This is a genomic window from Bradyrhizobium sp. TM102, from assembly GCF_009176685.1.
In the GTDB taxonomy this organism is placed as follows: domain Bacteria; phylum Pseudomonadota; class Alphaproteobacteria; order Rhizobiales; family Xanthobacteraceae; genus Bradyrhizobium; species Bradyrhizobium ottawaense.
Genome location: NZ_AP021855.1, coordinates 69,760 through 95,084, shown reverse-complemented (window position 1 = coordinate 95,084; position 25,325 = coordinate 69,760). Strand labels below are relative to the sequence as shown.

Here is a 25,325-nt window from a genome sequence, read left to right as displayed (position 1 = left end):
CGCATTTGGTTGCGCGATCATTCGTGATTTTTTGATGCAGCTGCTCAGAGCTGACATGCGCGACGTTTGGCGCGGTCCTTGAATAAACCAAATCCTGCGGGATCAGCTTGGCAACGCCAGCGTTCATCATTATTAGGTCGCCCAGCCGAGGCCGGTTGGCCTATAAATCACGGTGACCGCGATGGTGCTGAAGTTCTGGTCGCGCTGAATGTCGCGGGTTCTAGGAGGATTTTTCGTGCAAGAGACGGGCGTGCGCAACGGTGCCTTCGGCGCCGACAAGTTCGGTTTAAAGAATCTCAAGCAGGTTCACTGGAACCTCGGTGCGCCGCAACTCTATCAATACTCGCTCACTGCGGGCGAGGCGGTGCTGTCCGCTGACGGCGCACTCTGCGCCGACACCGGCGAGTTCACCGGGCGCAGCCCGAAGGACAAGTTCACGGTGCGTGACGCCACCACCGACAAGAAGATGTGGTGGGCCGGCAACCAGTCGATCACCGCAGAGCAGTTCGAGACGCTCTATCAGGACTTCCTCAAGCACGCCGAAGGCAAGAAGCTGTTCGCGCAGGATCTCTATGGTGGTGCCGACCCGGCCTACCGGATCAAGACGCGCGTCTTCACCGAGCTCGCCTGGCACTCGCTGTTCATCCGCACGCTGCTGATTCGCCCCGAGGCGATCGAGCTGCCGACCTTCGTGCCGGAGCTCACCATCATCGACATGCCGAGCTTCCGCGCCGATCCCAAACGTCACGGCTGCAAGTCGGAGAACGTCGTCGCGATCGATTTCGCCCGCAAGATCGTCCTGATCGGCGGGTCTTATTATGCCGGCGAGATGAAGAAGTCGGTCTTCACCACGCTGAACTATTATCTGCCCGAGCGCGGCGTGATGCCGATGCATTGCTCGGCCAATGTCGGCGCCAAGGGCGACGCGGCGATCTTCTTCGGCCTGTCCGGCACCGGCAAGACCACGCTGTCGGCGGATCCCAACCGCACGCTGATCGGCGACGACGAGCACGGCTGGGGCCCGAACGGCGTCTTCAACTTCGAAGGCGGCTGCTACGCCAAGTGCATCAAGCTGTCGCAGGAAGCCGAGCCCGAGATCTTCGCGGCCTCGACCCGCTTCGGCGCGGTGCTCGAGAACTGCGTGCTCGACGAAGACACCCGCGTGGTGGATTTCGACGACGGCTCCAAGACCGAGAACACGCGCTCGGCCTATCCGCTCGACTTCATCCCGAACGCCTCGCGCACCGGCCGCGCGCCGCAGCCGAAGAACGTGGTGATGCTCGCCGCCGACGCCTTCGGCGTGTTGCCGCCGATCGCCAAGCTCTCGCCGGCGCAGGCGATGTATCACTTCCTGTCCGGCTACACCGCCAAGGTCGCGGGCACCGAGCGCGGTCTCGGCAACGAGCCGCAGCCGGAGTTCTCGACCTGCTTCGGCTCGCCCTTCCTGCCGCTCGACCCCAGCGTCTACGGCAACATGCTGCGCGACCTCATCGCCCAGCACAATGTCGATTGCTGGCTGGTCAATACGGGCTGGACCGGCGGCAAGTATGGTGTCGGCTCGCGCATGCCGATCAAGGTGACGCGTGCGCTGCTCACCGCCGCGCTCGACGGGTCGCTTCGCAACGTCGAATTCCGCACCGACAAGTACTTCGGCTTCGCGGTCCCGACCGCGCTGCCCGGCGTGCCGGCCGAGATCCTCAACCCGGTCAACACCTGGAAGGACAAGGACGAGTTCGACAAGACCGCCCGCGCGCTGGTCGGCATGTTCCAGAAGAACTTTGCCAAGTTCGAAGCCCAGGTGGACGCCGAGGTGCGCGCCGCCGCGCCGGACGTGAAGCTCGCGGCGGAGTAAGTTCTCGCAAGATGTGATTGACGTGAAAGGGCGGCTTGATCAGCCGCCCTTTCTTTTGCGGCCTGAGCATCGTCAGGCTGCCTAGCCTGTGCATTGCTTGCGATATTCTGCGGGAGTCGCACTCATATGCCTGCGAAAGATCCGGTTGAGATGGCTCTGGTCGGAGAATCCGCTCAACAGGGCGATCTCCTTCAGTGCAAGCCGGTCCTTGCGCAGATGTTCGCAGGCGCGCTTCACCTTGCGGGTGAGGACGTAGGCGTGCGGGCGCATGCCATAATGCACCTGAAACTTGCGGGTGAACTGCACCGGCGTGCAGTTGCAGATGTTGGCCAGTTCGTCGAGCGTGATATTCCGGAAGATGTTCTGCTCGATATAGTCCTCGATCATCCGCGCATGCGCCGGCCTGAAGCGCCCTTGCGCACAGGGCAGCTTGAACTGCACTGAGGCATATTTTCGCAGGATGTGGACGCTCGCCTGAAGTGCCATGGCGTCGTAGCAGAGCCGGCCGCCCGGACCTCCTGCGGAAACCTCCTGCACCATCTGGTCAGCAATCCAGGCCAGGACCGGATCCTCGATCCTGAGCAGATCATGAAGCTCGACGCTTTCGGTATCCCGGTCAAAAGCCTCGCTTGCGGTCTTCGCCATGAGACTAGGCGAGATGTAGAAATGACTGACTTCGAGGTCATGGCACCATCGCCAGTTCGAAGCTTCCGCGCGCGTCAGCAGCGTCGTGACGCCGCGGCCGACATGATCCTGCTTCCAGGATCCGGTCACGCGGCGTTTCATCGCCGTGGTGCCTTCGCGATAAATTACGATCAGAAAGTTATCGGACGGCGGCACCCAGATATCGGATGGCGCATAGCGGAACACGCGCAGCCGAAAATCGGCTTTTCCCACCGCCGAACTGTCCAGCATCATTTCGCCGGGAGCATAGCGTGGCAGCTCCTCGACCGTGATGAACTGCCCCATCGCGCGAGCCTCCTCCCTGGAGTTTTGGCGGGTCGACTGCTTGTTGTTCTCATTGGCCGATCGGCAAGGCAGCAGCATAGGCCGGATTTGCCATTTGCCAAGCGAGCTCGGGCGAGGTCGGCGCCGGCCTCCGGCTTCATTCAAAGGATTGTCGGTTTTGTTCAAGCCGGGAACGCAGCCCGCCTCATAGCCTCCCTCGCGTTCCGGGCAAGTGCGGAAGAACGGTGAAAAGCCGCAAGCGCTCGCGGGACCGACAAATGACGCGATGCACGGCCATCCGATCACACGACGGGTGAGGAAGGCCGCGCGCTCTGGGAAGAGCTAGGAGGGAAAAATGGCAGAAACGGCGACCAAACCCAATGGAAGCAATGGCGCGCATGTAACGGCGAAATTCGACGCGGTGGTTGTTGGAGCCGGCGTCGCCGGGCTCTATCAGCTCTACCGTTTGCGCGAACAGGGATTGAACGTCAGGGCCATTGACGCGGGCGCAGGCGTGGGCGGCACCTGGTATTGGAATCGCTATCCCGGCGCCCGCTTCGATTCAGAGAGCCACATCTACCAGTACCTGTTCTCCGAGGAGCTCTACAAGGGATGGAGCTGGAGCGAGAAATTCCCCGGCCAGCCGGAAATCGAGCGCTGGCTCAACTACATCGCCGACCGCCTCGATCTGCGCAAGGACATCCAGTTCGGGACGATCGTCAAAAGCGCCCATTTCAACGAAGCCACACAGCGCTGGCTGGTCACGACCGACAGGGGTGACGTGATCGACACCCAGTTTCTGATCACCTGTTGCGGCATGCTCTCCGCCCCGCACGTATCGTTTCCGGGACAGGAGACGTTCAAGGGGCAGCTGTTCCACACGGCGCGCTGGCCCAAGGAGCCGGTCGAATTCGGCGGCAAGCGCGTCGGCGTTATCGGCAACGGCGCAACCGGCATCCAGGTCATCCAGACGATCGCCGGCGAGGTCGGTCATCTGAAAGTCTTTGTTCGCACGCCGCAATACATGATTCCGATGAAGAATCCCAAGTACAGCGAGGAAGATGCGGAGGCCTACAAGTCGAAATTCCAGCATCTCACGGAGCGCCTGCCGCATACCTTCACCGGATTCGAATATGATTTCGAGCACGCCTGGGCCGGCCTGACGCCGGAGCGGCGCCGGGAGGTGATCGAGGATTGCTGGAACGACGGCTCCCTGAAGCTTTGGATATCGTCCTTCGCCGAGTTGTTCTTCGACGCCGAGGTCAACGCCGAAATCTCGGGCTTCGTGCGCGAGAAGATGCGCGAGCGACTGAAGGATCCAAAGCTGTGCGATGCCTTGATTCCGGCCGACTACGGTTTCGGGACGCATCGGGTGCCACTGGAGCAGAACTTCCTCGAAGCCTTCCATCGCCCCAATGTCGAGATCGTCAGCGTCAAGGCCAATCCGATCGAACGCGTGACACCCACGGGTATCCAGACCGCGGACGGGACGATCCACGAGCTCGACGTCATCGTTCTGGCGACTGGATTCGACGCCGGAACCGGCGCGTTGACGCGCATCGATATCAGGGGCCGCGGTGGGCGGTCGCTGAAGGAGGATTGGAGCAAGGATATCCGCACCACGATGGGCCTGCAGGTTCACGGCTATCCGAACCTGTTCACGACTGCGGTGCCGCTGGCTCCGTCGGCTGCGCTCTGCAACATGACCACCTGTCTCCAGCAGCAGGTCGAATGGATCGACGATTGCATCAGGTTCGTGCGTACGAAGAACCTGAAGGTGGTTGAGCCGACCAAGGATGCCGAAGACGGATGGGTGGCGCATCACGATGAGATCGCCAATGCGACGCTGATCGCGAAGACCAATTCCTGGTACCTGGGCTCGAACGTCGAAGGCAAACCGCGCCGCGTTCTGTCCTATTGCGGGGGCGTCGGCGCCTATCGGCAGAAATGCAACGAGGTCGCTGCCAGCGGCTACCAGGGTTTTACCATGAATTGAGTGCTCGCGAGGCGCGGCATCGACGGAATTCATCCAATACAAACGGGAGGACAAAAATGAGCACGAATTTCGGTGCCGCCGCAGACGCCGTTCTCGGCGGCGTCGTCACATCCACGCCGCGTGTGCCCGGCGTCGTCGCGATGGTGACGAACCGCGATCGCAACATCTACGAAGGCGCAGCGGGGAAACGGCGTGTCGACCAGCCGGCCGAGATGACGACCGACAGCATCTTCGCCATCTTCTCCACGACCAAGGCGGTCACCGGCACGGCCGTGCTGCAACTCGTCGAAGAGGGCAAGCTCGATCTCGACGCACCGGCCAAGCGCTACGCTCCGGACATCGGCAAGCTCCAGGTCATCGAGGGCTTCGATGCCGCGGGTGGGCCGATGCTGCGGGCGCCCAAGCGGGACATCACCACGCGGATGCTGATGACGCATACCGCCGGTCTCAGCTACGACTTCATCAACCACACCTACAACCGCCTGGCCGAGGAGAAGGGCCAGCCCAGCGTCATCACCGCTTCCAAAGCCTGCCTGATGACGCCGCTGCTGTTCGATCCGGGCGAGCGTTGGGACTACGGCACCAATCTCGACTGGTGCGGCCAAATCGTCGAGGCCATCGCCGGGCGCCGGCTTGGAGAGGTTTTCAATACGCGCATCTTCGAGCCGCTCGGAATCAAGAGCATGACCTTCGAGCTGACCGACGCCATGCGCAGCAAACTGGCGGGGATCCACGCGCGCGGCGCCGACGGCTCGTTGACGCCGATGGATTTCGAGCTCCCCGCCAAGCCTGAAGTGCATATGGGTGGCCACGGCCTTTACGGCACGGTCGGCGACTACATGCGTTTCATCCGGATGTGGTTGAATGACGGTGCCGGCGAGCATGGCCGCGTGCTGAAGGCGGAGACCGTGCGCATGGCGGAGAAGAATCATCTCGGAGACAAGAAGGTGACACCGATCACCGGCGTCATCCCGGCGCTGTGCAATGATGCCGAGTTCTTCCCGGGCCAGTCAAAGTCCTGGGCGCTCTCATTCATGATCAACGACCAGGAAGCACCCACCGGGCGTCCCGCCGGCGCCCTCGGCTGGGCGGGCCTTGCCAATCTGTTCTATTGGATCGACCGGCAGAACGGGTTCGGCGGGTTCTGGGCCACGCAGATTCTTCCGTTCGGCGATCCAACGTCGTTCATCGGTTACATGAATTTCGAGACGGCGTTTTATCAGAGCCTGAGGCCGCGAATGGCGGGTTAGGAACCCCGGCAAGAACGGGACGAGGGGTGGCGAGAGCTCACGCCTTGAAATACGCGATCTGTGTCGAGGTCGCGAGCAGCCTTCCGTTCGGCGACCACAGCTCGGCGTTCTGGTCGGCGTAGCTCTTGTGCATGATCTTCGAATCGGCGGTGGCCAGCACGCGCGTGATGTCCTCAGCCGCGAGCTCGTCGCTGTCGGTGTGGAAATAGGTCGTCAGCGACACCGTGCCGAACGGCACCAGCTCGCGCCGAGCGTGGAAGATGCGGCCGAAGAAGGCGTCCGACATCGACATCAGCGACAGCATGTCGAGCTTGCGCGGCGTGCGGTCGCTGATCCAGATCTTCGAATAGGTGCTGGCGGGCTCGGCCTGCTGCGGGCCGATCCGCATCTCGCCCTCGACGAAGCGAAACTCGTACTGGTTGGCCCAGGACGCCGCGATCTTCGGGAACGGCAGCGTCGCTTCGAACGGCTTTGCATCGGGATATTGCGCCACCCGGTGCTCCCAGGACGGCCGGCGCTCGGCGAACACCGCGGTGGCGAGCGTTGCGACCTCGCCGCCGCCTTGGCTGAGCTCGACGCTCCAGTGCTGGCTGGAGCGGTTGGCCTTCACCAGCCGCACGTCGAGATCGAACGGCCCCTTGGCGATCGGCGCGCAATAATTGACCGTGAGGGCGAGCGGATCGCCGGCGCGTTCCGGATGGTCGATCAGCGCGCGCAAAATGGTCGCGGCGGTGGCGCCGCCGAACGGGCCGACGAAGGCCCAATAATCGTCGCTGGTGTGCCCCTGCCAGCTGGAGTCGCCGGCGGTGACGCGGGTGGCGTCGTCGAAGGGGTGCGGGAGCTTGGCGTGCATGTGTGTTTCCGTCTGTCATTCCGGAGCGATGCGACGGGACCGCGTAGCGCGGCCCAGAGCATCGAACCCGGAAGCTCGAGATTCCGGGTTCGGCTCTGCGAGCCGCCCCGGAATGACGGTCGTCATATCACAGCCATTGCCCGGATGCGCAATTACGTATCGAGTAACCGCGCTTCCACGCCGCGGAAAAATCAGCCCGCGGCGTCGCGCAGGTTCGGCAGCAGCGGCGTGGTCGGATTGACCGGCACGTTCCAGATCTCCTCGGCGTATTCGCGGATGGTGCGGTCGGAGGAGAACCAGGCCATGCGCGCGACGTTGAGGATGGAGGCGCGGGTCCAGGCCGGCGAGACCAGCCAGCGCGCATCGACGCTGCGCTGCGCCTCGTAATAGGAATCGAAATCGGCGCTGACCATGTAATGGTCGAGATAGCGCAGCGCGTGCGCGATCGACTCGAAACGTCCGGGGTCGCCGGGCGAGAACTCGCCGGTGCCGATCGCATTGATGGCGCGCTGCAGCTTCGGCGAATTGAGGATCAGGTCGGAGGCGTCCAGCCCCTGCTTGCGCCGGATCATCACGTCGCCGGCCTCCATGCCGAAGATCGCGATGTTCTCGGCGCCGACATGGTCGCGGATCTCGATATTGGCGCCGTCGAGCGTGCCGATGGTGATGGCGCCGTTCAGCGCCAGCTTCATGTTGCCGGTGCCGGACGCTTCCATGCCCGCGGTCGAGATCTGCTCGGACAGGTCGGCCGCGGGAATGATCACTTCGGCGAGGCTGACATTGTAATCGGGCAGGAACACCACCTTGAGCTTGCCGCCGATCGTGGGGTCGTTGTTCACGACCTCCGCGACGTCGTTGATCAGCTTGATGATCAGTTTTGCGTAGCGGTAGCTCGCGGCAGCCTTGCCGGCGAAGATCTTCACCCGCGGCACCCAATTGCCGGTTGGATCGTCCTTGATCGCCTGGTACAGCGCGACGGTCTCGATGACATTGAGGAGCTGGCGCTTGTATTCGTGGATGCGCTTGATCTGCACGTCGAACAGCGCGGTCGGGTCGACCTTGATGCCGAGCCGTTCGCCGATCAGGCGCGCCAGCGCGGTCTTGTTGTGAAGCTTGACGCTGCGGAACTTCTTCTGGAATTCGACGTCGCTGGCGCGCGCTTCGATCAGCGAGAGCTGGGTCGGATCGTCGAGCACCGCCTCGCCGCAGGTCTCGCGCAACAGATCGGTCAGCTTCGGGTTCGCCAGCATCAGCCATCGGCGGAAGGTGATGCCGTTGGTCTTGTTGGTGATGCGGCCGGGATAGAGATGGTTGAGGTCGTGGAACACGGTCTCGCGCATCAGGTCCGAATGCATGCCCGAGACGCCGTTGATGCGGTGCGAGCCGACGAAGGCGAGCTGGCCCATGCGCACGCGGCGCCCGCTCTTCTCGTCGATCAGCGAGACCGAGGCGCGGAAGTCGATGTCGCCGGGGCAGCGCGCTTCGGCCAGCGCCAGATGCTGCACGTTGATGCGGTAGATGATCTCGAGATGCCGCGGCAGCAGCCGCTCGAACAGCTCGACCGGCCAGGTCTCCAGCGCCTCGGGCAGCAGCGTGTGGTTGGTGTAGGAGAGGGTGGCGACCGTGATCTTCCAGGCCTCGTCCCAGCGGAAATTGTGCAGATCGACGAGGATCCGCATCAGCTCGGTGACGGCGAGGCTCGGATGGGTGTCGTTGAGCTGCACCGCGACCTTGGACGACAGGCTGCGCAGCTGGCCGTCGGACGCAAGGTGTCGCTTGACGAGATCCTGGAGCGAGGCCGAGACGAAGAAATATTCCTGGCGCAGGCGCAGCTCGCGGCCTGCCGGGCTCTCGTCGTTCGGATAGAGGAATTTGCAGATCGCTTCCGCGCGCGACTGCTCGGCGGTGGCGCTGACATAGTCGCCCTTGTTGAAGGCATCTAACTTCAACGGATCGGGCGAACGCGCCGACCACAGGCGCAGCGCGTTGACGTGCTGGCCCCGCCAGCCGACGATCGGCGTGTCATAGGCGATCGCCTGAACGGTCTCGCCCGGATGCCAGATCGCGCGGTCGCGGCCCTTGTCGTCGACATGCTCGACGCCGCCGCCGAAATTGATGTCGTAGATCACTTCGGGCCGCTGCAATTCCCAGGGATTGCCGAAGCTCAGCCATTCGTCGGGATATTCCTGCTGCCAGCCCTGGTTGATGATCTGGCGGAACAGGCCGTAATCATAGCGGATGCCGTAGCCGATCGCGGGGATCGACAGCGTCGCCATGCTCTCCATGAAGCAGGCGGCGAGGCGCCCGAGGCCGCCATTGCCGAGCGCGGCGTCCGGCTCGCATTTGCGCAGCTCTGGCAGCGAGACACCGAGATCGCCGAGCGCGACCTCGAAGATCTTGAGCAGGCCCATGTTGTTGAGCGCATCGGTGAAGAGACGGCCGATCAGGAATTCGAGTGAGAGATAATAGACGCGCTTGCGGCCCGCGTCGTAGCTGTGCTTCTCGGCCGTGAGCCAGCGATGCACGACGCGGTCGCGCAGCGCCAGCGCCGCGGCCTGGTACCAGTCGTGCCTGGTCGCCATGCCCGCATCCTTGCCGATGGCAAGGCGCAGCTTCGCCAGGATCGCGCCCTTGATCTCAGCCAGCGCGAGCTCGTCGATCGGCTGGCCGGGGGCGGGAAAACTGGGCTGGAACGATTGATCTTGCAAAGCCGTCACTTCCTGGTCGAACACACTACTAACCCTACGCGTCTTGCCCCTGCACGGGAACTGTCGCCGATGCGGCCTTGCACTGCGCTGGCGTAAATTTATGCAAGGAACGGGCCGATTTGGGAACCCGGGCGAGCACGGAGAAACCGGGATTCAGTGCTAGATTGCGGATCAATTCAGCCATCAGTGTGGAGAACATTCCCATGAGACTGCTGACGCGACTGCTGATCGAAATCGCCGCGGCTGCCCTGCTCGTCGTCTGCATCAGCACCCTCAGTGCCGCGTTTGCCGCCGGCAAGCCCGGTCGCAGCGCCGACGGCCTGACCTGCGGTTTCACGGTCCCGCAGAATGCCTCGCCCGCGGCCCGCTGCGCCGCCATCAAGCGCCAATGCGGCGGCAAGTTTTACGCGAATGCGTGCGGCGACAGGCTGATGTCCGCGGTGAATTGAGAGGCGGGCCGCAACGCTCGCGAATCTGGGCCGCCTTCAAGCCGCTTTGGCCTGCACCGCATCGCAAAACTCGGCAAGACGATCCGCAAGCCGCAGCGTTGCCGGGCTCGCATCGGGCGAGGCCATCAGTGCGACCTCGGTCTTGTTGATCGGCGCAAAACCGTCTTTCGCCGTCAGCACGCGGTGGTCGGACTGGATCGACATTTCCGACAAGATGCTGAGGCCCATGCCGGCGGCGACCGCGGCCTGGATGCCGGAGAGGCTCGACGAGGAATAGGCCATGTGCCAGGCGCGGCCGACGCTTTCCAGCGCGTGGATGGCGCCGGCACGATAGAGGCAGCCGGTCGGAAAACCGATCAGCGGCACGGATGCGGCATGGACATCGACCGGATGGCCCTTGCTGGTGACCCAGTGCACGCGCTCCGGCCAAACCGCGATGGCGCCTTTCTCGCCGGCCGCACGCTTGAATAGCGCTACGTCTAGCTCGCCGCGTTCGAGATCGCGCGCCAGATGCTTGCTCTGGTCGGCGCGCACGTCGAGCCGCAGGCCCGGATGCGAGCGCGAGAACGCGCCCAGTAATTTGGTCAGCCGGTACGCCGCGAAATCTTCGGGGATGCCGAGCCGGATCGCGCCTTCGCCGTCCGGCTGGCGCAGCACGTCGCGCGCCTCCTCGGCGAGCGAGAGCAAACGCCGCGCGTAAGAGAGCAGCCGCTCGCCGGCCTCGGTCGGGCGCACATTCTTGCCGTCGCGGTGCAGCAGCACCTGGCCGATATCGTCCTCCAGCCGCTTGATCTGCTGGCTGACGGTCGACTGCGTGCGATGGACGCGCTCGCCGGCGCGGGTGAAGCCGCCGGCCTCGACCACCGAGACGAAGCTGCGCAGCAGCTCGAGATCGAGCATGGCCGCCTCCATTCGAAAATCCACTGATAGCGAGTTAATCATTTAATTTCCAAATGACAAGCGGGCTCCCTAGATCGAGGCTCAGGAGAATGCCCCCATGTCGCTCGCCCCCTCGATTCCCGTTCCGCGCAGCCGCTTCAACACGCTGCCGCTGGCCATCGGCCTGTTCTGCCTGCTCTGGAGCTACGCCTTCGTCGCCGGCAAGATCGGCGTCACCCATTGCCCGCCGCTGATCCTGCTCGCCGCGCGCTTCTCGCTCGCCGGCATTTTGATCCTGGGCGCCACGCTGATCCGCGGCGACAGCTGGTCGTTAACCTGGCGCGATGCGGCGATCTTCGCCGTACTTGGGATTGCCAACAACGCGCTCTATCTCGGGCTCGGCTACACCGGCCTGCAATCGGTCTCCGCCGGCCTCGGCGGCCTGATCGTCTCGGCCAATCCGGTCTTCACCGCGGCGCTCGCTGCCCTGCTGCTCGGGGAAGGCATGACCTGGCGCAAGGCCGGCGGCCTGCTGCTCGGCATCACCGGCGTGACCCTGATCGTCTGGCATCGCCTGTCGGTCGGCACGGATTCCCTGCATGGCATCGTCTTCACGCTGGCTTCGCTCGCCTCGCTCGTTGCCGGCACCATCCTGTTCAAGCTGCTCGCGCCGAAGGGATCCTTGTGGATCGGCAACGGCGTGCAGAACCTTGCCGCCGGCATCGTGCTGACGCCGGTCGCGTTCACCTTCGCCGACGTGCATGCGATCGATGTCACGCCGAGCCTGCTCGGCGCCTTCGCCTTCCTCGTGCTGGGGGGCTCCATCCTCGCCTATTGGCTCTGGTTTCATCTCCTGAAAGTGTGCGGCGCCACCGCCGCCAGCGCCTATCATTTCCTGATGCCGCCGCTCGGCATGCTGTTCGCGTATCTCGTGCTCGGCGAGCACGTCGAGGCGCGCGATCTGCTCGGGATCATTCCAGTCGCGCTCGGCATCTATCTGGTGACGCGGCCGGCGAAGGCGGCCGCCTAGAAGCTGTCATTCCGGGGCGAGGCGAAGCCTCGAGCCCGGAATCCATCGGGCACCAACTCCGCGGATGAATGGATTCTCAGGTGCGCAATTGCGCACCGGAGCTCGCGCTGCGCGCGCCCCGGAATGACAGCGGCTAATCCTTCCGAAACACGATCGACGCCATCCATCCCGTCATCAGCGCCATCGCGGCGGTGACGAGGCCATAGATCAGCCCATTCTGCCTGGCGGTGGTGGCGACGAACTGCTCGAAGCCGACCTTGACGATCTCGAACGCGGTCTCGGTCTTGCCGATGAACGCGCCGTTCGCAAACAGTCTGATCTCGACCTCGTAGGTGCCGATCGGCACCTCCGCCGGCAGCGGAATGCCGGTGCGAAACAGGGTCGGCGTCAGGAACGTGACGGCGCTCGGATCCTCGCGATAGAGTCCGCGCTGGGTGCGCAGGCGGATGAAGGCCGAGCGGAACGCGTCGTTCGGCACCACGTCGGCATAATCGCCGCCGACCCGCTGCGTCAGCAGCACGTTGTTCAGCCCGATCTGCTGCCGCCGCGCGATCTCGGGCGAGGTGATCGCCTCAAAGGGACGGTTGGCGAACAGCGCCAGATAGCTCGGCACCTGCAGGAACTGCCGGTAGTCGGTGTTGATCCAGATGCCGAAGGTGCGCTCCTTGCGCCGCGTCATCATGTCGGCGCGCGGGCCCATCACGGTGACGACGAGATCATAGGCGGTGCGATCGGCGGGCGTCGTCGCGTCCTTCTCCACCGAGCCGAACAGCACCAGCTCCTCGCCGGAATAGTTCGGTGTCACCGTGACGCGGTGGTTGGACACCGAGACGATCAGCCGCTCGGCGCGCGCGGCTGATCCGAGCAGCAGGGCGAGCAGGAGTGCGAGAGCTGCGCGCATCATCCGCTCACCCCCAGCTCGCGGATGGTGAAGAGATCCTCCGGCCGGATCACCAGCTCGATCGCGAAGCGGATTCCGACCGAGAGGATCAGGAGGCCGAGCAGCAGCCGCAGCTGCTCGCCGCGGATCTTCTGCCCGGCGCGGACGCCGAATTGCGCGCCGGTGACGCCGCCGACCATCAGGATCAGCGCCAGCACGGCGTCGACGAGGTGATTGGTCACCGCATGCAGCATGGTCGCGAACAGCATCGTGACGAGCGTCAGGACCATCGAGGTCCCGATCACCGTCGAGGTCGGCACCCTCAGCAGATAGATCATGATCGGCACCAGGATGAAGCCGCCGCCGATGCCCATGATGGCGCCGATGAAGCCGATCATGATGCCGACGATCACCACGGGGATGACCGAGAGATAGATCTTCGAGCGCTTGAAGCGCATCTTCAGCGGCAGGCCGTGGATCCAGTTGTGGGTGCGGCGTGGCGGCAGCGCGCCGCGCCGGGTTCGCATCAGCGCGCGCAGGCCTTCCGAGAACATCAGGCTGCCGACGGTGCTGAGCAGCACCACGTAAGAGAGCGCGATCATCAGATCGAGCTGGCCGAGCGCGCGAAGCTGCGTGAAGGTCCACACGCCGAGCGCCGTGCCGGTCACGCCGCCGCAGAGCAGGACGCTCGCCAGCGCCGGATCGATCGCGCGCCGCCGCCAGTAAGACAGCGCGCCGGAAAACGAGGAGGCTGCAATGTGGCTCGTGACGGAGGCGACCGCGACCGCCGGCGTGATGCCGATGAAGATCAGCAGCGGCGTCATCAGGAAGCCGCCGCCGATTCCGAACATCCCCGAGACGAAGCCGACCGCGGCGCCCATGGCGAGCACCAGGAAGACGTTGACGGGAAGATCGGCGATCGGAAGATAGAGCTGCATCGAAGAACCATACGCCGGCGAGACGGATCGATTGTCGCGGAATGCTCGCGGGAAGGTCGGAACGGTTGCCGCGCCCCTCAATAGCGGAATTTGCGGTTGGGAGGGACCGGGAATTTCGGGCGTGGTGAATGGGCTAAGAGGGATCAGATCGCTGCTTCGCTGTGAGGCGAGGATTCCGCCACATTCGCCGCTGTCATGCCCCGGCTTGACCGGGGCATCCAGTACGCCGCAGCTTCTCCGTATCCAACCGACGTCGCTGGAATACCGGGTCGCCCGGTCAAGCCGGGCGACGACAGTGAAAGCGTACCAAACCGCCCTTAATGTGCTGCGGAGGCCGAGCGCTTGGTCGCGACTTGCTTCGGCGCCGGCTTTGCATTCGCCTGCGGCGCGCTGTCCCAGCCGCCATTCGGGGCCGGAACGTTGACGGCGTCGTCGGGCTGCGGCTCGGCGCTGAAGGTCTGGATCGCGAGCTTGGCGGCCGCGAGCGATTGCGGGTCGAGACGCTTGGCGACGTCGTCGCGCTTGCCGGAGGCGTCCGCATCACCCTGGGCAGCTGCGAGGCTGAACCATTTGTAGGATTCGGCGAGGTTCTGTTCGACGCCGATGCCGCGGGCATAGAGGATGCCGAGGTTGAACTGGCTGTCGGCAACGCCGCGATCGGCGGCCTTGCGGAACCATTGCGCCGCGCTCTTGTAGTTGGCGCCGCGTCCGCCGCCGTCGGCGTCGAGCACCGCGAGATTGTGCATCGCCTTGGCGTTGCCGCGCTCGGCGGCCTGGGTGTAGTAGCGGCGGGCGATGTCGGCGTCCTTCTTCACGCCGAGCCCCTTTTCGTAGAGCGTGCCGAGGCGGAAGGTCGCGGGCACCACGCCGGCCTGCGCCGCGCGGTCGTACCATTTGGCCGCTTCGTCGTAATTGGTGGCGACACCCTTGCCTTCGGCAAAGCGCAAGCCGATCTCGTAGGCCGCGGTCGCATCGCCCTTCATCGCGGCGGTGCGCAGCACCGGGCCGCCGATGCCGTCAGGCAGCTTTTCGCTCGGCGGCACCTGGATCATGCTGAGCTTGGCGCGGCTCGTGCCCGACAGCGCGCCGGTGACGTCGCTGCTCGCGGCAGGCGGCGGCACAGAGGCGGCGGGCGCCGGCGGAATTTCAACCGAGGCCGAGTTGCCCGAATTGGCGGCGGGAGCCGGCGCGGCGTTGTTCTGGGACTGCCGTCCGATCGGCGTCGGCGAGGTCATCGATGGCGTGACCTGCTCGGGCGTGGCCGGCTTGTTCTCGATCACCGACGGTGGCGGTGCGGCCTGCGGCGCGGGCTGGCTCAACGTATTGTCCATGGCCTGCGGCGCGGGCGGCGGGCTGCCCTCGAGCAGGTTCATCGCCATCTTGAAGGTGCCGAGCACGATGACGACCACGCTCGCGCCGACCAGCAGCGAGCGGATCTTCGAGGTGATGGTCGAGCTGCCGTCCTTGCCCTTGTCCTTGCCGCGATCGGAGCCGGCCTTCGCACCACCCTTGGCACCGCGCGCCGGCTTTTCCGGCTGCGCGGCGGCGGCCTGGGCGGCGCGGCGGGCGGCCGCGATGAAGCTCGACGACGACACCGGCTCTTTCGGCGCAGCGGGAATGTCGCTGATCGCGCTCTCGGAGGCGGCGATGCGCTCCGATGGCGTGGCGAGGCGTCCGCCCGGCCGTGTGCCCGGCTCGAGCGGATGATCCGGCGGTAATTCCGGCGCGAGCGCGGTGCGCGCGGGGACCGTGTGCGGCTCCAGGATCTCGCTGATCGCGCGCGGCGGCACCGGTGGTGCCGATGGCACCGGCGGCGGCGCGGCAGGGGCGGCGGCATGGAATTCACGCGGCGCGGCGGAGAAAGCGGCTTGGGCGAAGGCGCCTTGGGCCTGTTGCGGCGCGTGGGCCTGCTGCTGCGCGGCGGGGTTGGGCAGCTCCGGCTTCGGATCGTATTTCGGCTGCTGCTGGGCTTGCGGCCGCGGCTCGCGCGCCATCGGCGGCGCGGGCTCCATGGGAGCGGCCATCGGCATGGGCATTGGCGCGGGGGCCGGCGGCGCGGTGCGCACCGCGCGCAGATCGCCCTCGATCATGGAGAGGCGGTCGACGACATGGCCGAGCGCGCTATGGACGGCGTCGAGCGAATCCTGCGTGCTGCGGTTGGTCTCGGCCTGGCTGAAGCGGATGTCGGACAGCTCGCGCTTGACCAGATCGACCATTCCGGAATCGGCCGGGGCTGCGGAGCTGCGGCTCTCGGCCAGCGCGGAATAGGTCGCCTGCTGCCGCTCGAGGTGACGCAGGATGTCGTGCAGCCCGTCCTCGACGCGGCTCAAATTGCCGTTGCGCGGATCGGCGGCGGCTTCGATCCGCTCCAGCAAATACGAGACGCGCTGTTCGAGATGCGCAAAGGTCGAGGCCGAATCGTTGCCGACCTGCATGCGGTCGAAGCGGTCCGACAGCGCGCGGATTGCGGATTCCAGGTGCTCGGTGCTCTCGGCCGGCTGCGGCCGCTCGCGCGTTTCCAGCGCCGCGGTGAGCGCCGCAATGCGCTGCTCCAGCACCGCGAAGCTGTCGCCCTGGCCGGAGGCGCGGGTGACCTGGTCGACCTTGGACGACAGCAGCTGCACGTCTTCGGACAGGCGTGCCAGCGCTTCGTTGGACGCGACGTTGGAGACGATGCCGCGCAGTGCCGTGATCGCGCCTTCGAGCTGGCGCACCGTCGAGGGATCGTCATTGGCGCGCAGGATCAGGTCGAGCTTGGCGCCGAGATTGCGGATCGCCTCGTCATAGCCGGTGAGCTGCTCGGCCGGCGTCAGCGTGCGCAGCACCTGCTTGATGTCGGACAGCGCGTGCTCGATGCCCGACAGGACCTGGCCGTCGGTGCCGTTGGAACGCGTCTCGTCGATCCGGCGGTGCAGCGAGCGGATCTCGTTCTCGATCGATTCGATCGCGCGCCGCGGCATCGCCTCGGTGATGGCGGCGCGGATCTCGGCAAGCTCGCTGCGGAAGGCGTTGATCGCCTGCTCGGTATTGTCGGGCCGCTGCAGCGACTCGATCTGGCTCGTGATCTTGAGCAGATGGCGCTCGAGCGCGGAAAAATCCGGCCCCGGCTGCGGTGGCGGCGGAGCATAGGCAGGCGCGGGTGGCGCCATCGGAGGTGCGACAGGAGCGGCCCAGGGAGCAGCATTGGGCGCGATCGAGGGCGCGGCGCGCGGCGGCATTTGCCGCGGCGTGAAGCCGTCGAGCTCGCTCTGCCGCGCGGTGATCTCGGCGACGGCGACGTCAAACGAGGCGGGGCTGAGGGGCGGGGAGTTGCGATAGACCTGCGCTGCCGCACGCTCGACCGCATCGGCCTGGCGCTGGCGCGTGTCGGCCGGCGCCGGGCGCTGAGCCGGGGGCTGCTGCGGTTGAGGCTGCTGCGGCCGGGAGATTTGCGACAGCCGCGCATCGAGCCGCGAGATCGCATCGTTGAGCTGGCGCGCGACGCCTTGCTCGCGCGAGGCGCCTGGCCGCGAAGGGTCCTGTCGCGACGAATCCTGTCGGGACGAATCCTGTCGTGAAGAGTCTTGGCGCTGCGCGGGCTTGGAGATCCGTTCAATCTGCTGGGTGATCGCGTCGAGCCGCTGGTGGATGTCGGCGACTTCGCGGCTTTCCTGGCTCGGTCCCCGGGTTTGAACGTGCGGGGCTTGCGGACGCTGGTCGTAAGATTCGCGAAAGTTAGGGGGAGCAGTCTCGCCGAGGGTGGAGTTCAGCCAATCGTTGAGTGACATGCCGGCGCGACGCGCAGCAGCTTCGGCCCGCTCCCGGACGGATGGATCGATGCCGTCAACACTCCACGATACGCGCGAATTCATGACTCTGTCCGGTTCCGACTCCGGCGCCCCACCCGGCGCCTCCAGCCTTCCCTCGCGTGCCGGTTGCAAAGACAATCGGATTTGGCGCGGGTCGTCTGCCTCGAAAACCGACTTTTTCCTGTTACGGTAAATAACGGGTTAAGGAACGCGTCGCCGGTGTCTTAAAGTTGGGCGGGGGGAACCAACGATGCTCGTCATGCCCGGGCTTGTCCCGGGCATCCACGTTCTTCGGTGTCGCGCGATAGGTCGTGGATGGCCGGGACAAGCCCGGCCATGACGGTGAGGAGGCGGCTACTAGCCTCCGCCCTTCTCGCGCTTGCCCTCGTCGAGCGGCACCACCGTGGCCTTGCCGGTCATCGCCGACAGCGCATCGAGCGCCTCTTCGCAGAAGTCGGCGACCATCTGTTCGTGACGGGCGCCGAGCCGGAGCAGGAGCAGGTTGCCGAGATCGAGCCGGCCTTCCGCCGTTCCCTCCGGGAAGCGCTTCTTCAGGATGCGTTCGTAATTGGCGTGGCGGTCGCGGTGGTGCTCCAGGCGGGCCATCAGGTCGGTGCGCAGCGGCTCGATGTCGATGCTGTCGAGCGCATGGAGGCGGACCAGGAGATCGTCCTTGGTCGAGGCTGGCGTGCTTGGTCGCGCGGCCCAGTGCCGCAGCGCTGTTCGCCCCTCCGGAGTGAGCGTATAAACCAGCTTGTTGGGCTTGCCCGATTGCACGACCTCGCGGCCCTGGATGTGGCCGCGGTCGCGCAGCTTGGAGAGCTCGCGGTAGATCTGCTGGTGGTCGGCTTTCCAGAAGAAGCCGATCGAGGAGTCGAATGTCTTGGCGAGCTCGTAGCCCGTCATGGGGCGTTCCGTCAGGCATGCGAGGATTGCGTCGCCCAGTGCCATGACCGGCCTCCTTCTTCTCTTCGACCCGAACCAATCGGCTTGACTTTATGCGCATTGGCGCATATGCGTCAATGTGCATATGAGGCGATCAGGGACGGGCTGAAGATCCGACCCGAAAAACCCAGCGGAATCAATCAGCACGCTACTGTGCATGGGGTTGTTTTCGAGATTTTTGCCAAGGCCTTTAGGGAGGCACCCGAGAATGACCGGCCTCGACTCCTGGTACGGCTACATGAAGTCCCACGACCGCACCGCGCTTTGGGACTTGCTTCATCCCGACGCTGTCTTCGAAAGTCCCGTCGTGCATTCGCCGCAGCGCGGGCGCGACATCACATTCAAATACCTTTCCAGCGCCGAGAAGGTGCTCGGCGGCCCCGGCTTCACCTATGTCGGTGAGTGGACGCGCGAGCGCGGCGCCGTGCTCGAATTCAAGACCATGATCGACGGCATCGAGATCAACGGCGTCGACATCATCAGCTTCGATGCCGAGGGACGCATCACGCATTTCAAGGTGATGGTGCGTCCGCTCAAGGCGATCAACATGCTGCACCGTCTGATGGCGGAGCAGTTGGCCGCCCAATCATGACCCTGCCCTGAGGTTGCAGAACCCGCTAAGCTCGCGGGCAAAGCTGCGCCGCAGGACCGTTCAGAGAATTCCACCACTTCAAGCCCATGCCGGGAGACCGCAATGCCGATCTACAAAGCCCCCGTCGAAGACGTGAACTTCCTGCTCAACGACGTCTTCCAGATCGACCGCTACGACAATCTCGCCGGCTTCTCCGATGCGTCGAGCGATGTGCGCGAAGCCATTTTGGGTGAAGCCGCCAAGCTCGCCGAAGAGGTGCTGCAGCCGCTCAATCGCGTCGGCGATCTCGAAGGCTGCAAGCGCACTGATGACGGCAACGTCACCACGCCCAAGGGCTTCAAGGACGCGTTCAAGCAGGTCGCCGAAGGCGGCTGGCTCGGTCTGTCGGCGCCGACCGAGTTCGGCGGGCAGGGCCTGCCGGTGACGCTGAGCCAGGCCGTCAACGAATTCCAGATCTCTGCCAACATGGCGTTCTCGATGTATGGCGGCCTCACCATGGGCGCGACCGCGGCGCTGATCGTTCATGGTTCGCCCGAGCAGAAGAAGACCTACGTGCCGAAGATGGTCGCCGGCGAATGGACCGGCACCATGAACCTGACCGAGCCGCATTGCGGCACCGATCTCGGCATGCTCCGCACCAAGGCGGTGCGCCAGGCCGACGGCAGCTTCAAGATCACGGGCACCAAGATCTTCATCTCGGCCGGTGAGCATGATCTTGCCTCCAACATCATCCACCTCGTGCTCGCCCGCATCGAGGGCGCACCCGCCGGCATCAAGGGCGTGTCGCTGTTCGTGGTGCCCAAGTTCCTTGTGAATCCGGATGGCTCAGTCGGTGCCCGCAACGGCGTCGTCTGCGGCTCGATCGAGCACAAGATGGGCATCCACGGCAATTCGACCTGCGTGATGAACTACGACAGCGCCACCGGCTGGCTGATCGGCGAAGAGAACAAGGGCATGCAGGGCATGTTCGTGATGATGAACGAGGCGAGGCTCGGCGTCGCCGTGCAGGGCCTCGCGCAGTCCGAGGTCGCCTACCAGAACGCGGTCGCCTATGCCCGCGAGCGCATCCAGGGCCGCTCGCTCACCGGCGTCAAGGCGCCGGACAAGCAGGCCGACCCGATCATCGTGCATCCCGACGTGCGCCGCACGCTGCTCTCGATCCGCGCCTTCAACGAAGCCGCGCGTGCCTTCGTGATGTGGACCGCGCTGAAGAGCGACGTCGCCCATCGCTCCGAAGACCCGAAGGACCGCCAGGCCGCCGACGACCACATGGGCCTGATGACGCCGGTGCTGAAGGGCTTCCTCACCGATTACGGTTTTGCCAACGCGGTGCAGGCGCAGCAGATGTATGGCGGCCACGGCTACATCGCCGAGCAGGGCATGGAGCAGTTCGTGCGCGATGCCCGCATCGCCATGATCTATGAAGGCGCCAACGGTATCCAGGCGCTCGACCTCGTCGGCCGCAAGCTGCCGCGCGACGGTGGCCGCGCCATCATGGCCTTCTTCGGCGAGGTCATGGCCTTTGCCAAGGAGAACGGCGGCGACGAGGCGCTCAAGCCCTTCATCGCGCCGCTCTCGGCCTCGCTCGGCCATCTCCAGCAGGCCACGACCTGGCTGATGCAGAACGCGATGGCGAAGCCTGACAATGCCGGCGCCGCCGCAACTGATTACCTGCATCTGTTCGGGTTCGTCGCGCTCGGCTACATGTGGGCGAAGATGGCGAAGGTGACGAATGCCAAGATTGCCGAGAGCGGGGCCACGCCCTATCTCTCCACCAAGCTCGTCACCGGTCGTTTCTTCATGGAGCGGATGCTGCCGGAGACCGCCGCCAATCTCGCGCGCATCCAGGCCGGCTGCGCCACCATCATGGAATTGCCGGCGGAAGCGTTCTGAGGCTTCCCGCTTCACCAATGATTGCGACCGCGCCGCGGTCGCCACCAACATAACTGCAATCAGGAGGCTCCCATGGCAGATGCCTATATCTACGATCACGTCCGCACCCCCCGCGGCCGCGGCAAGGCTGACGGTTCGTTGCACGAAGTGACCGCGCTCGCGCTCGCCACCGTGCCGCTGAAGGCGCTGAAGGACCGCAACAACCTGCCGCAGGATTCCGTCGACGACGTCATCCTCGGCGTGGTCGATCCGGTCGGCGAAGCCGGCTCCGACATCGCGCGCTTTGCCGCACTGAAGGCAGGTCTCGGCGAAGCCGTGCCCGGCGTGCAGATCAGCCGCTTCTGCGCCTCCGGCCTCGATGCCGTGAACTTCGCCGCCGCGCAGGTGATGAGTGGCCAGCATGAGCTGGTGATCGGCGGCGGCGCGGAATCGATGAGCCGCGTCGGCATCGGCGCCTCCGGCGGTGCGTGGCCGATGGATCCCTCGATGGCGGTGCCGGCCTATTTCATGCCGCAGGGCGTCTCGGCCGATCTGATCGCGACCAAATACGGCTTCTCGCGCGACGACGTCGATGCCTATGCCGTGCAGAGCCAGCAGCGTGCCGCGAAGTCGTGGGAGGAAGGCCGCTTCGACAAATCGATCGTCCCGGTGAAGGACATCAACGGCCTCACCATCCTGGCCAAGGACGAGCATATGCGTCCCTCGACGACGATGCAGTCGCTGGCGCAGCTGCAGCCGTCGTTCACGATGATGGCGCAGATGGGCGGCTTCGACGGTGTCGCGCTGCAGTCGCACCCCGAGATCGAACGCGTCAATTACGTGCACCACGCCGGCAACTCGTCGGGCATCGTCGACGGCGCCGGCGCCGTGCTGCTCGGCAGCAAGGAGGCGGGAGCGAAATACGGCCTGAAGCCGCGTGCAAAAATCCGTGCGTTCGCCAACATTGGCTCCGAGCCCGCGATGATGCTGACCGGCCCGGTCGACGTCACCGAAAAGCTGTTCGCGCGCTCCGGCATGAAGAAGTCGGACATCGATCTGTTCGAGCTCAACGAGGCCTTCGCCTCGGTCGTGCTGCGCTACATCCAGGCCTTCGACATCGACAACGCCAAGATCAACGTCAATGGCGGCGCCATCGCGCTCGGCCATCCGCTCGGCGCGACCGGTGCGATGATCCTCGGCACCGTGCTCGACGAGCTCGAGCGCACCAACAAGTCCACCGCCCTCGTCACGCTGTGCATCGGCGGCGGCATGGGCACCGCGACCATCATCGAGCGGGTGTAGGTCCGTAGGGTGGGTTAGCCGAAGGCGTAACCCACCTCTTCTGTCTCCGCAGCGAAAGACCGTGGTGGGTTACGCTTCGCTAACCCACCCTACGAGATCTCAAGTCAACCGCCGCGCCTGAGATCGGCTGCGGCACCGAGGAGCAACCAACATGACTTACAAGAATTTCAAGGTTGAGACCGATTCCGACGGCATCGCGCTCGTTACCTGGGACATCCCGGGCCGCTCGATGAACGTGCTCGACGAGACCTCGACCAACGAGCTCGACGCGATCGTCAAGGCGACCACCGCGGATGCCGCGGTGAAGGGCGTCGTCATTACCTCCGCCAAGGAGGCATTCTGCGCCGGCGCCGACCTGTCGATGCTCGAAGGCATGAACCAGGCTTACGCCAAGGTGTTCAAGGAGCAGGGCGAGACCGCCGCGAACCAGATGCTGTTCGACCAGAGCCGCCGCTTCTCGCTGGTGCTGCGCTCGATCGAGACGTCAGGCAAGCCGTGGGCGGCCGCGATCAACGGGCTCGCGCTCGGCGGTGGCTTCGAAATCACGCTGTGCTGCCACTATCGCGTCGCCGCGGAGAATCCCAAGACCCGCCTCGGCCTGCCCGAGGTCAAGGTCGGCCTGTTCCCCGGTGCCGGCGGTACGCAGCGCGTGCCGCGCCTGGTGCCGCCACAGGACGCGATGACGATCCTGCTCAAGGGCGATCCGGTCACGATCGAGAAGGCGAAGGCGCTGAACCTGATCCACGCCATCGTTCCCGCCGCCGACCTCATCAAGGCCGCGAAGGACTGGATCAAGGGCGGCGGCAAGGCGGTCGCGCCCTGGGACGAGAAGGGCTTCAAGCTGCCCGGCGGCCCGGTGTTCTCCAAGGCCGGCATGATGATGTTCCCGGCGGGAAACGCGATCTATCGCCGCGAGACCTACGACAATTATCCGGCCGCGCGCGCCATCATGAGCTGCGTCTATGAGGGCCTGCAGTTGCCGATCGACGCCGCGCTGCGGGTGGAGTCGCGCTACTTCACCTCGGTGCTGCGCTCGAAGGAAGCGGCCGCGATGATCCGCAGCCTGTTCCTGTCGATGCAGGAGCTCAACAAGGGCGCGCGCCGCCCGAAGGACGTGCCTGCGACCAAGGTGAAGAAGATCGCCGTGATCGGCGCCGGCTTCATGGGCGCGAGCGTCGGCTACGTCTCGGCCCGCGCCGGCCTCGACGTCGTCCTGATCGACCGCGACCAGGAGAGCGCCGACAAGGGCAAGGCCCATGCGCAGAAGGTGATCGAGGATCAGATCAAGAAGGGCCGGGCCAAGCCCGCGGATGCCGAAGCGCTGCTCGCGCGCATCACGCCCACCGCGGACTATGCGGCGCTGAAGGACGTCGACCTCGTCATCGAGGCCGTGTTCGAGGACCGCAAGGTCAAGGCTGATACCTTCGCCAAGGCGCAGGAGCACATGAAGCCGGACGTGATCTTCGCGTCGAACACCTCGACGCTGCCGATCACCTCCCTGGCCGAGAGCTTCAAGGACCAAGGCAAGTTCGTCGGCATCCACTTCTTCTCGCCGGTCGAGAAGATGATGCTGGTCGAGATCATCAAGGGCAAGAACACCGGCGACCTCGCGCTAGCGACCGCGCTCGACTACGTCCGGCAGATCGGCAAGACGCCGATCGTCGTCAACGACTCCAGAGGGTTCTTCGCCAATCGCTGCGTCGGCCGCTACGTCGCCGAAGGCAACGAGATGTTCCTCGAGGGCGTGCCGCCCGCGATGATCGAGAACTGCGCCAAGATGGCCGGCATGCCGGTCGGCCCGCTCTCGCTCTCCGACGAAGTCGCGCTCGATCTCGGCCTCAAGATCATGAAGGCAACGGAAGCCGATCTCGGCCCCAACGCCATCAATCCAGATCAGAAGAAGCTGATGGTGGAGATGGTCGAGAAGCAGGGCCGCCTGGGCCGCAAGAACAGCAAGGGCTTTTACGACTATCCCGAGAAGGGCAAGGGCCAGAAGAGCCTGTGGCCGGGCCTCTCGGCCTTGCAGCCGAAGCAGCTCGACCCTGATACGCTCGATATCGAGGAGCTGAAGCAGCGCTTCCTGGTGGTGCAGGCGGTGGAAGCCGCGCGCACGGTCGAGGACCACGTCATCACCGATCCGCGCGAGGCCGATGTCGGCTCCATCCTCGGCTTCGGCTTCGCGCCGTTCACCGGCGGCACGCTGTCCTATATCGACTTCATGGGCACCAAGAAGTTCGTCGAGCTCTGCCACAAGCTGGAAGCGAAGTACGGCTCGCGCTTCACGCCGCCGAAGCTGCTGGAGGAGATGGCGGCGAAGGGCGAGACCTTCTACGGCCGCTTCGCGCCGAAGAAGGCGGCGGCCTGACGGGGGTCGGGCCACGCAGAAACAAAAAGGCCGGATCATCGATCCGGCCTTTCTATTTGCTGTCGCCCAATGGCGAGAAAACGCCGCTCCAAATCCCGCCCGGCCGCGCTCCCTCCGCCCTGGCACCGCTCTTGCTGACGATCCATCGGATGGCTCGTTAGCATTGAAGGTGTCCCGCAATGATCCCCGCGGTGTTTCAAGACAGCGCAGCCGGCGTTGCCGCGAGATACGCCCCCTTCTTGCGGCTGGGGCAGCCGTGGCCGCGCCGCAGGCTCCTCCGGCGGCGCAGAAAAATCCCCTCCTGGGTCGGCCTGGCGCTACTCGTTCTCTTCATCGACATGGCGATGGCCGTGCTTGCCTGGGTCGCCGTCGACGTCGTCCTGCATTGAGAGCTCGCCTCTGTGCACAAAGCGCGTCGCCGCCAAATAGGCGACCTGGCCGGCAATCAGGCAGCCGACAACGATGGGAATGCCCGTCCAAAATCCGAATCCCGAGGTCTGAAGGACCGTTGCGACGAGGATCGCGGTCGCCGGCGAGACCAGCAACAGACTCCAGACTCGGAAGAAGAGTCCCGCCGCCACGCCGGTGATCGTGCTCGCGAGCAAGAGGAGGAGTACGGTTGTCACGAGAGCTTCCCAGTTCAGGCCGCATCGCGGTACATGGCTGAAGTTGAGCCAA

Annotated in this window: 18 protein-coding genes; 9 read left to right on the top strand and 9 right to left on the bottom strand. The window is 65.0% G+C overall.

Annotated elements, in window-relative coordinates; translation table 11 throughout:
* Nucleotides 1–235: 235 nt before the first annotated feature.
* A complete protein-coding gene (locus tag GDN70_RS00455) occupies nucleotides 236–1,852 on the top strand; it encodes a phosphoenolpyruvate carboxykinase (RefSeq protein ID WP_152102026.1) in 1,617 nt (538 codons plus the stop codon).
* Nucleotides 1,853–1,933: 81 nt separating this feature from the next.
* Here GDN70_RS00455 and GDN70_RS00450 read toward each other — a convergent pair whose 3' ends face one another.
* Complete coding sequence (locus tag GDN70_RS00450; protein ID WP_028139814.1) at nucleotides 1,934–2,821, bottom strand: helix-turn-helix domain-containing protein; 888 nt, start codon at nucleotides 2,819–2,821, stop codon at nucleotides 1,934–1,936.
* 334 nt (nucleotides 2,822–3,155) lie between these two features.
* Between GDN70_RS00450 and GDN70_RS00445 the strand changes: the two genes are divergently transcribed.
* Nucleotides 3,156–4,796: an NAD(P)/FAD-dependent oxidoreductase gene (locus GDN70_RS00445; protein WP_152102025.1), complete on the top strand. Its 1,641-nt coding sequence runs from the start codon at nucleotides 3,156–3,158 to the stop codon at nucleotides 4,794–4,796.
* Nucleotides 4,797–4,852: 56 nt separating this feature from the next.
* Complete coding sequence (locus tag GDN70_RS00440; protein WP_152102024.1) at nucleotides 4,853–6,046, top strand: serine hydrolase; 1,194 nt, start codon at nucleotides 4,853–4,855, stop codon at nucleotides 6,044–6,046.
* 37 nt (nucleotides 6,047–6,083) lie between these two features.
* Here GDN70_RS00440 and GDN70_RS00435 read toward each other — a convergent pair whose 3' ends face one another.
* Both GDN70_RS00435 and GDN70_RS00430 read right to left on the bottom strand, forming a co-directional pair.
* Nucleotides 6,084–6,899, bottom strand: a complete 816-nt coding sequence (locus tag GDN70_RS00435; RefSeq protein WP_038950728.1) for an acyl-CoA thioesterase II — start codon at nucleotides 6,897–6,899, stop codon at nucleotides 6,084–6,086.
* Between the two features lie 191 nt (nucleotides 6,900–7,090).
* Nucleotides 7,091–9,607 carry a glycogen/starch/alpha-glucan phosphorylase gene (locus tag GDN70_RS00430; RefSeq protein ID WP_028139817.1) on the bottom strand — a complete coding sequence of 839 codons (2,517 nt, stop codon included), beginning with the start codon at nucleotides 9,605–9,607 and terminating at the stop codon, nucleotides 7,091–7,093.
* 203 nt (nucleotides 9,608–9,810) lie between these two features.
* Here GDN70_RS00430 and GDN70_RS00425 point away from each other — a divergent pair, with 203 nt between their 5' ends.
* Nucleotides 9,811–10,056: a hypothetical protein gene (locus GDN70_RS00425; protein WP_028139818.1), complete on the top strand. Its 246-nt coding sequence runs from the start codon at nucleotides 9,811–9,813 to the stop codon at nucleotides 10,054–10,056.
* A gap of 36 nt (nucleotides 10,057–10,092) precedes the next feature.
* Here the strand turns inward: GDN70_RS00425 and GDN70_RS00420 are convergent, their stop codons facing one another.
* Nucleotides 10,093–10,956, bottom strand: a complete 864-nt coding sequence (locus GDN70_RS00420) for a LysR family transcriptional regulator (protein ID WP_028139819.1) — start codon at nucleotides 10,954–10,956, stop codon at nucleotides 10,093–10,095.
* 97 nt (nucleotides 10,957–11,053) lie between these two features.
* Between GDN70_RS00420 and GDN70_RS00415 the strand changes: the two genes are divergently transcribed.
* The gene (locus tag GDN70_RS00415; RefSeq protein ID WP_028139820.1) at nucleotides 11,054–11,965 is read left to right on the top strand and encodes a DMT family transporter; all 912 of its coding nucleotides are present in this window, start codon (nucleotides 11,054–11,056) and stop codon (nucleotides 11,963–11,965) included.
* 133 nt (nucleotides 11,966–12,098) lie between these two features.
* On the opposite strand, the gene GDN70_RS00410 is transcribed toward GDN70_RS00415, so the two are convergent.
* From GDN70_RS00410 to GDN70_RS00395, 4 genes are all read right to left on the bottom strand, one after another.
* A complete protein-coding gene (locus GDN70_RS00410; RefSeq protein WP_028139821.1) occupies nucleotides 12,099–12,869 on the bottom strand; it encodes a TIGR02186 family protein in 771 nt (256 codons plus the stop codon).
* Nucleotides 12,866–13,783, bottom strand: coding sequence for a sulfite exporter TauE/SafE family protein (locus tag GDN70_RS00405; protein WP_028139822.1), 918 nt, complete (start codon nucleotides 13,781–13,783; stop codon nucleotides 12,866–12,868). Before GDN70_RS00405 ends, GDN70_RS00410 begins: the two co-directional genes overlap by 4 nt.
* Before the next feature lie 317 nt (nucleotides 13,784–14,100).
* Nucleotides 14,101–17,634: a tetratricopeptide repeat protein gene (locus tag GDN70_RS00400; RefSeq protein ID WP_028139823.1), complete on the bottom strand. Its 3,534-nt coding sequence runs from the start codon at nucleotides 17,632–17,634 to the stop codon at nucleotides 14,101–14,103.
* 294 nt (nucleotides 17,635–17,928) lie between these two features.
* Complete coding sequence (locus tag GDN70_RS00395) at nucleotides 17,929–18,522, bottom strand: PadR family transcriptional regulator (protein ID WP_028139824.1); 594 nt, start codon at nucleotides 18,520–18,522, stop codon at nucleotides 17,929–17,931.
* Nucleotides 18,523–18,724: 202 nt separating this feature from the next.
* On the opposite strand from GDN70_RS00395, the gene GDN70_RS00390 reads away from it, so the two are divergent.
* From GDN70_RS00390 to GDN70_RS00375, 4 genes are all read left to right on the top strand, one after another.
* Entirely contained in the window at nucleotides 18,725–19,108 is a 384-nt protein-coding gene (locus GDN70_RS00390) for a nuclear transport factor 2 family protein (RefSeq protein ID WP_028139825.1), read from the top strand.
* A 102-nt stretch (nucleotides 19,109–19,210) separates the two neighbouring features.
* Nucleotides 19,211–21,001 carry an acyl-CoA dehydrogenase C-terminal domain-containing protein gene (locus tag GDN70_RS00385; protein WP_028139826.1) on the top strand — a complete coding sequence of 597 codons (1,791 nt, stop codon included), beginning with the start codon at nucleotides 19,211–19,213 and terminating at the stop codon, nucleotides 20,999–21,001.
* A gap of 72 nt (nucleotides 21,002–21,073) precedes the next feature.
* Nucleotides 21,074–22,282, top strand: a complete 1,209-nt coding sequence (locus GDN70_RS00380; protein ID WP_028139827.1) for an acetyl-CoA C-acetyltransferase — start codon at nucleotides 21,074–21,076, stop codon at nucleotides 22,280–22,282.
* A gap of 151 nt (nucleotides 22,283–22,433) precedes the next feature.
* On the top strand, nucleotides 22,434–24,647 hold the full coding sequence (locus GDN70_RS00375; protein ID WP_028139828.1) for an FAD-dependent oxidoreductase: 2,214 nt from the start codon (nucleotides 22,434–22,436) through the stop codon (nucleotides 24,645–24,647).
* 317 nt (nucleotides 24,648–24,964) lie between these two features.
* Here GDN70_RS00375 and GDN70_RS00370 read toward each other — a convergent pair whose 3' ends face one another.
* On the bottom strand, nucleotides 24,965–25,273 hold the full coding sequence (locus GDN70_RS00370) for a hypothetical protein (protein ID WP_131233047.1): 309 nt from the start codon (nucleotides 25,271–25,273) through the stop codon (nucleotides 24,965–24,967).
* Nucleotides 25,274–25,325: the final 52 nt, after the last annotated feature.

Coding starts and splice junctions, on each gene's coding strand:
- GDN70_RS00450 (WP_028139814.1), bottom strand. CDS start 2,821: ATGGGGCAGTTCATCACGGTCGAGGAGCTGCCACGCTATGCTCCCGGC.
- GDN70_RS00445 (WP_152102025.1), top strand. CDS start 3,156: ATGGCAGAAACGGCGACCAAACCCAATGGAAGCAATGGCGCGCATGTA.
- GDN70_RS00440 (WP_152102024.1), top strand. CDS start 4,853: ATGAGCACGAATTTCGGTGCCGCCGCAGACGCCGTTCTCGGCGGCGTC.
- GDN70_RS00435 (WP_038950728.1), bottom strand. CDS start 6,899: ATGCACGCCAAGCTCCCGCACCCCTTCGACGACGCCACCCGCGTCACC.
- GDN70_RS00425 (WP_028139818.1), top strand. CDS start 9,811: ATGAGACTGCTGACGCGACTGCTGATCGAAATCGCCGCGGCTGCCCTG.
- GDN70_RS00420 (WP_028139819.1), bottom strand. CDS start 10,956: ATGCTCGATCTCGAGCTGCTGCGCAGCTTCGTCTCGGTGGTCGAGGCC.
- GDN70_RS00415 (WP_028139820.1), top strand. CDS start 11,054: ATGTCGCTCGCCCCCTCGATTCCCGTTCCGCGCAGCCGCTTCAACACG.
- GDN70_RS00410 (WP_028139821.1), bottom strand. CDS start 12,869: ATGATGCGCGCAGCTCTCGCACTCCTGCTCGCCCTGCTGCTCGGATCA.
- GDN70_RS00405 (WP_028139822.1), bottom strand. CDS start 13,783: ATGCAGCTCTATCTTCCGATCGCCGATCTTCCCGTCAACGTCTTCCTG.
- GDN70_RS00400 (WP_028139823.1), bottom strand. CDS start 17,634: ATGAATTCGCGCGTATCGTGGAGTGTTGACGGCATCGATCCATCCGTC.
- GDN70_RS00395 (WP_028139824.1), bottom strand. CDS start 18,522: ATGGCACTGGGCGACGCAATCCTCGCATGCCTGACGGAACGCCCCATG.
- GDN70_RS00390 (WP_028139825.1), top strand. CDS start 18,725: ATGACCGGCCTCGACTCCTGGTACGGCTACATGAAGTCCCACGACCGC.
- GDN70_RS00385 (WP_028139826.1), top strand. CDS start 19,211: ATGCCGATCTACAAAGCCCCCGTCGAAGACGTGAACTTCCTGCTCAAC.
- GDN70_RS00380 (WP_028139827.1), top strand. CDS start 21,074: ATGGCAGATGCCTATATCTACGATCACGTCCGCACCCCCCGCGGCCGC.
- GDN70_RS00375 (WP_028139828.1), top strand. CDS start 22,434: ATGACTTACAAGAATTTCAAGGTTGAGACCGATTCCGACGGCATCGCG.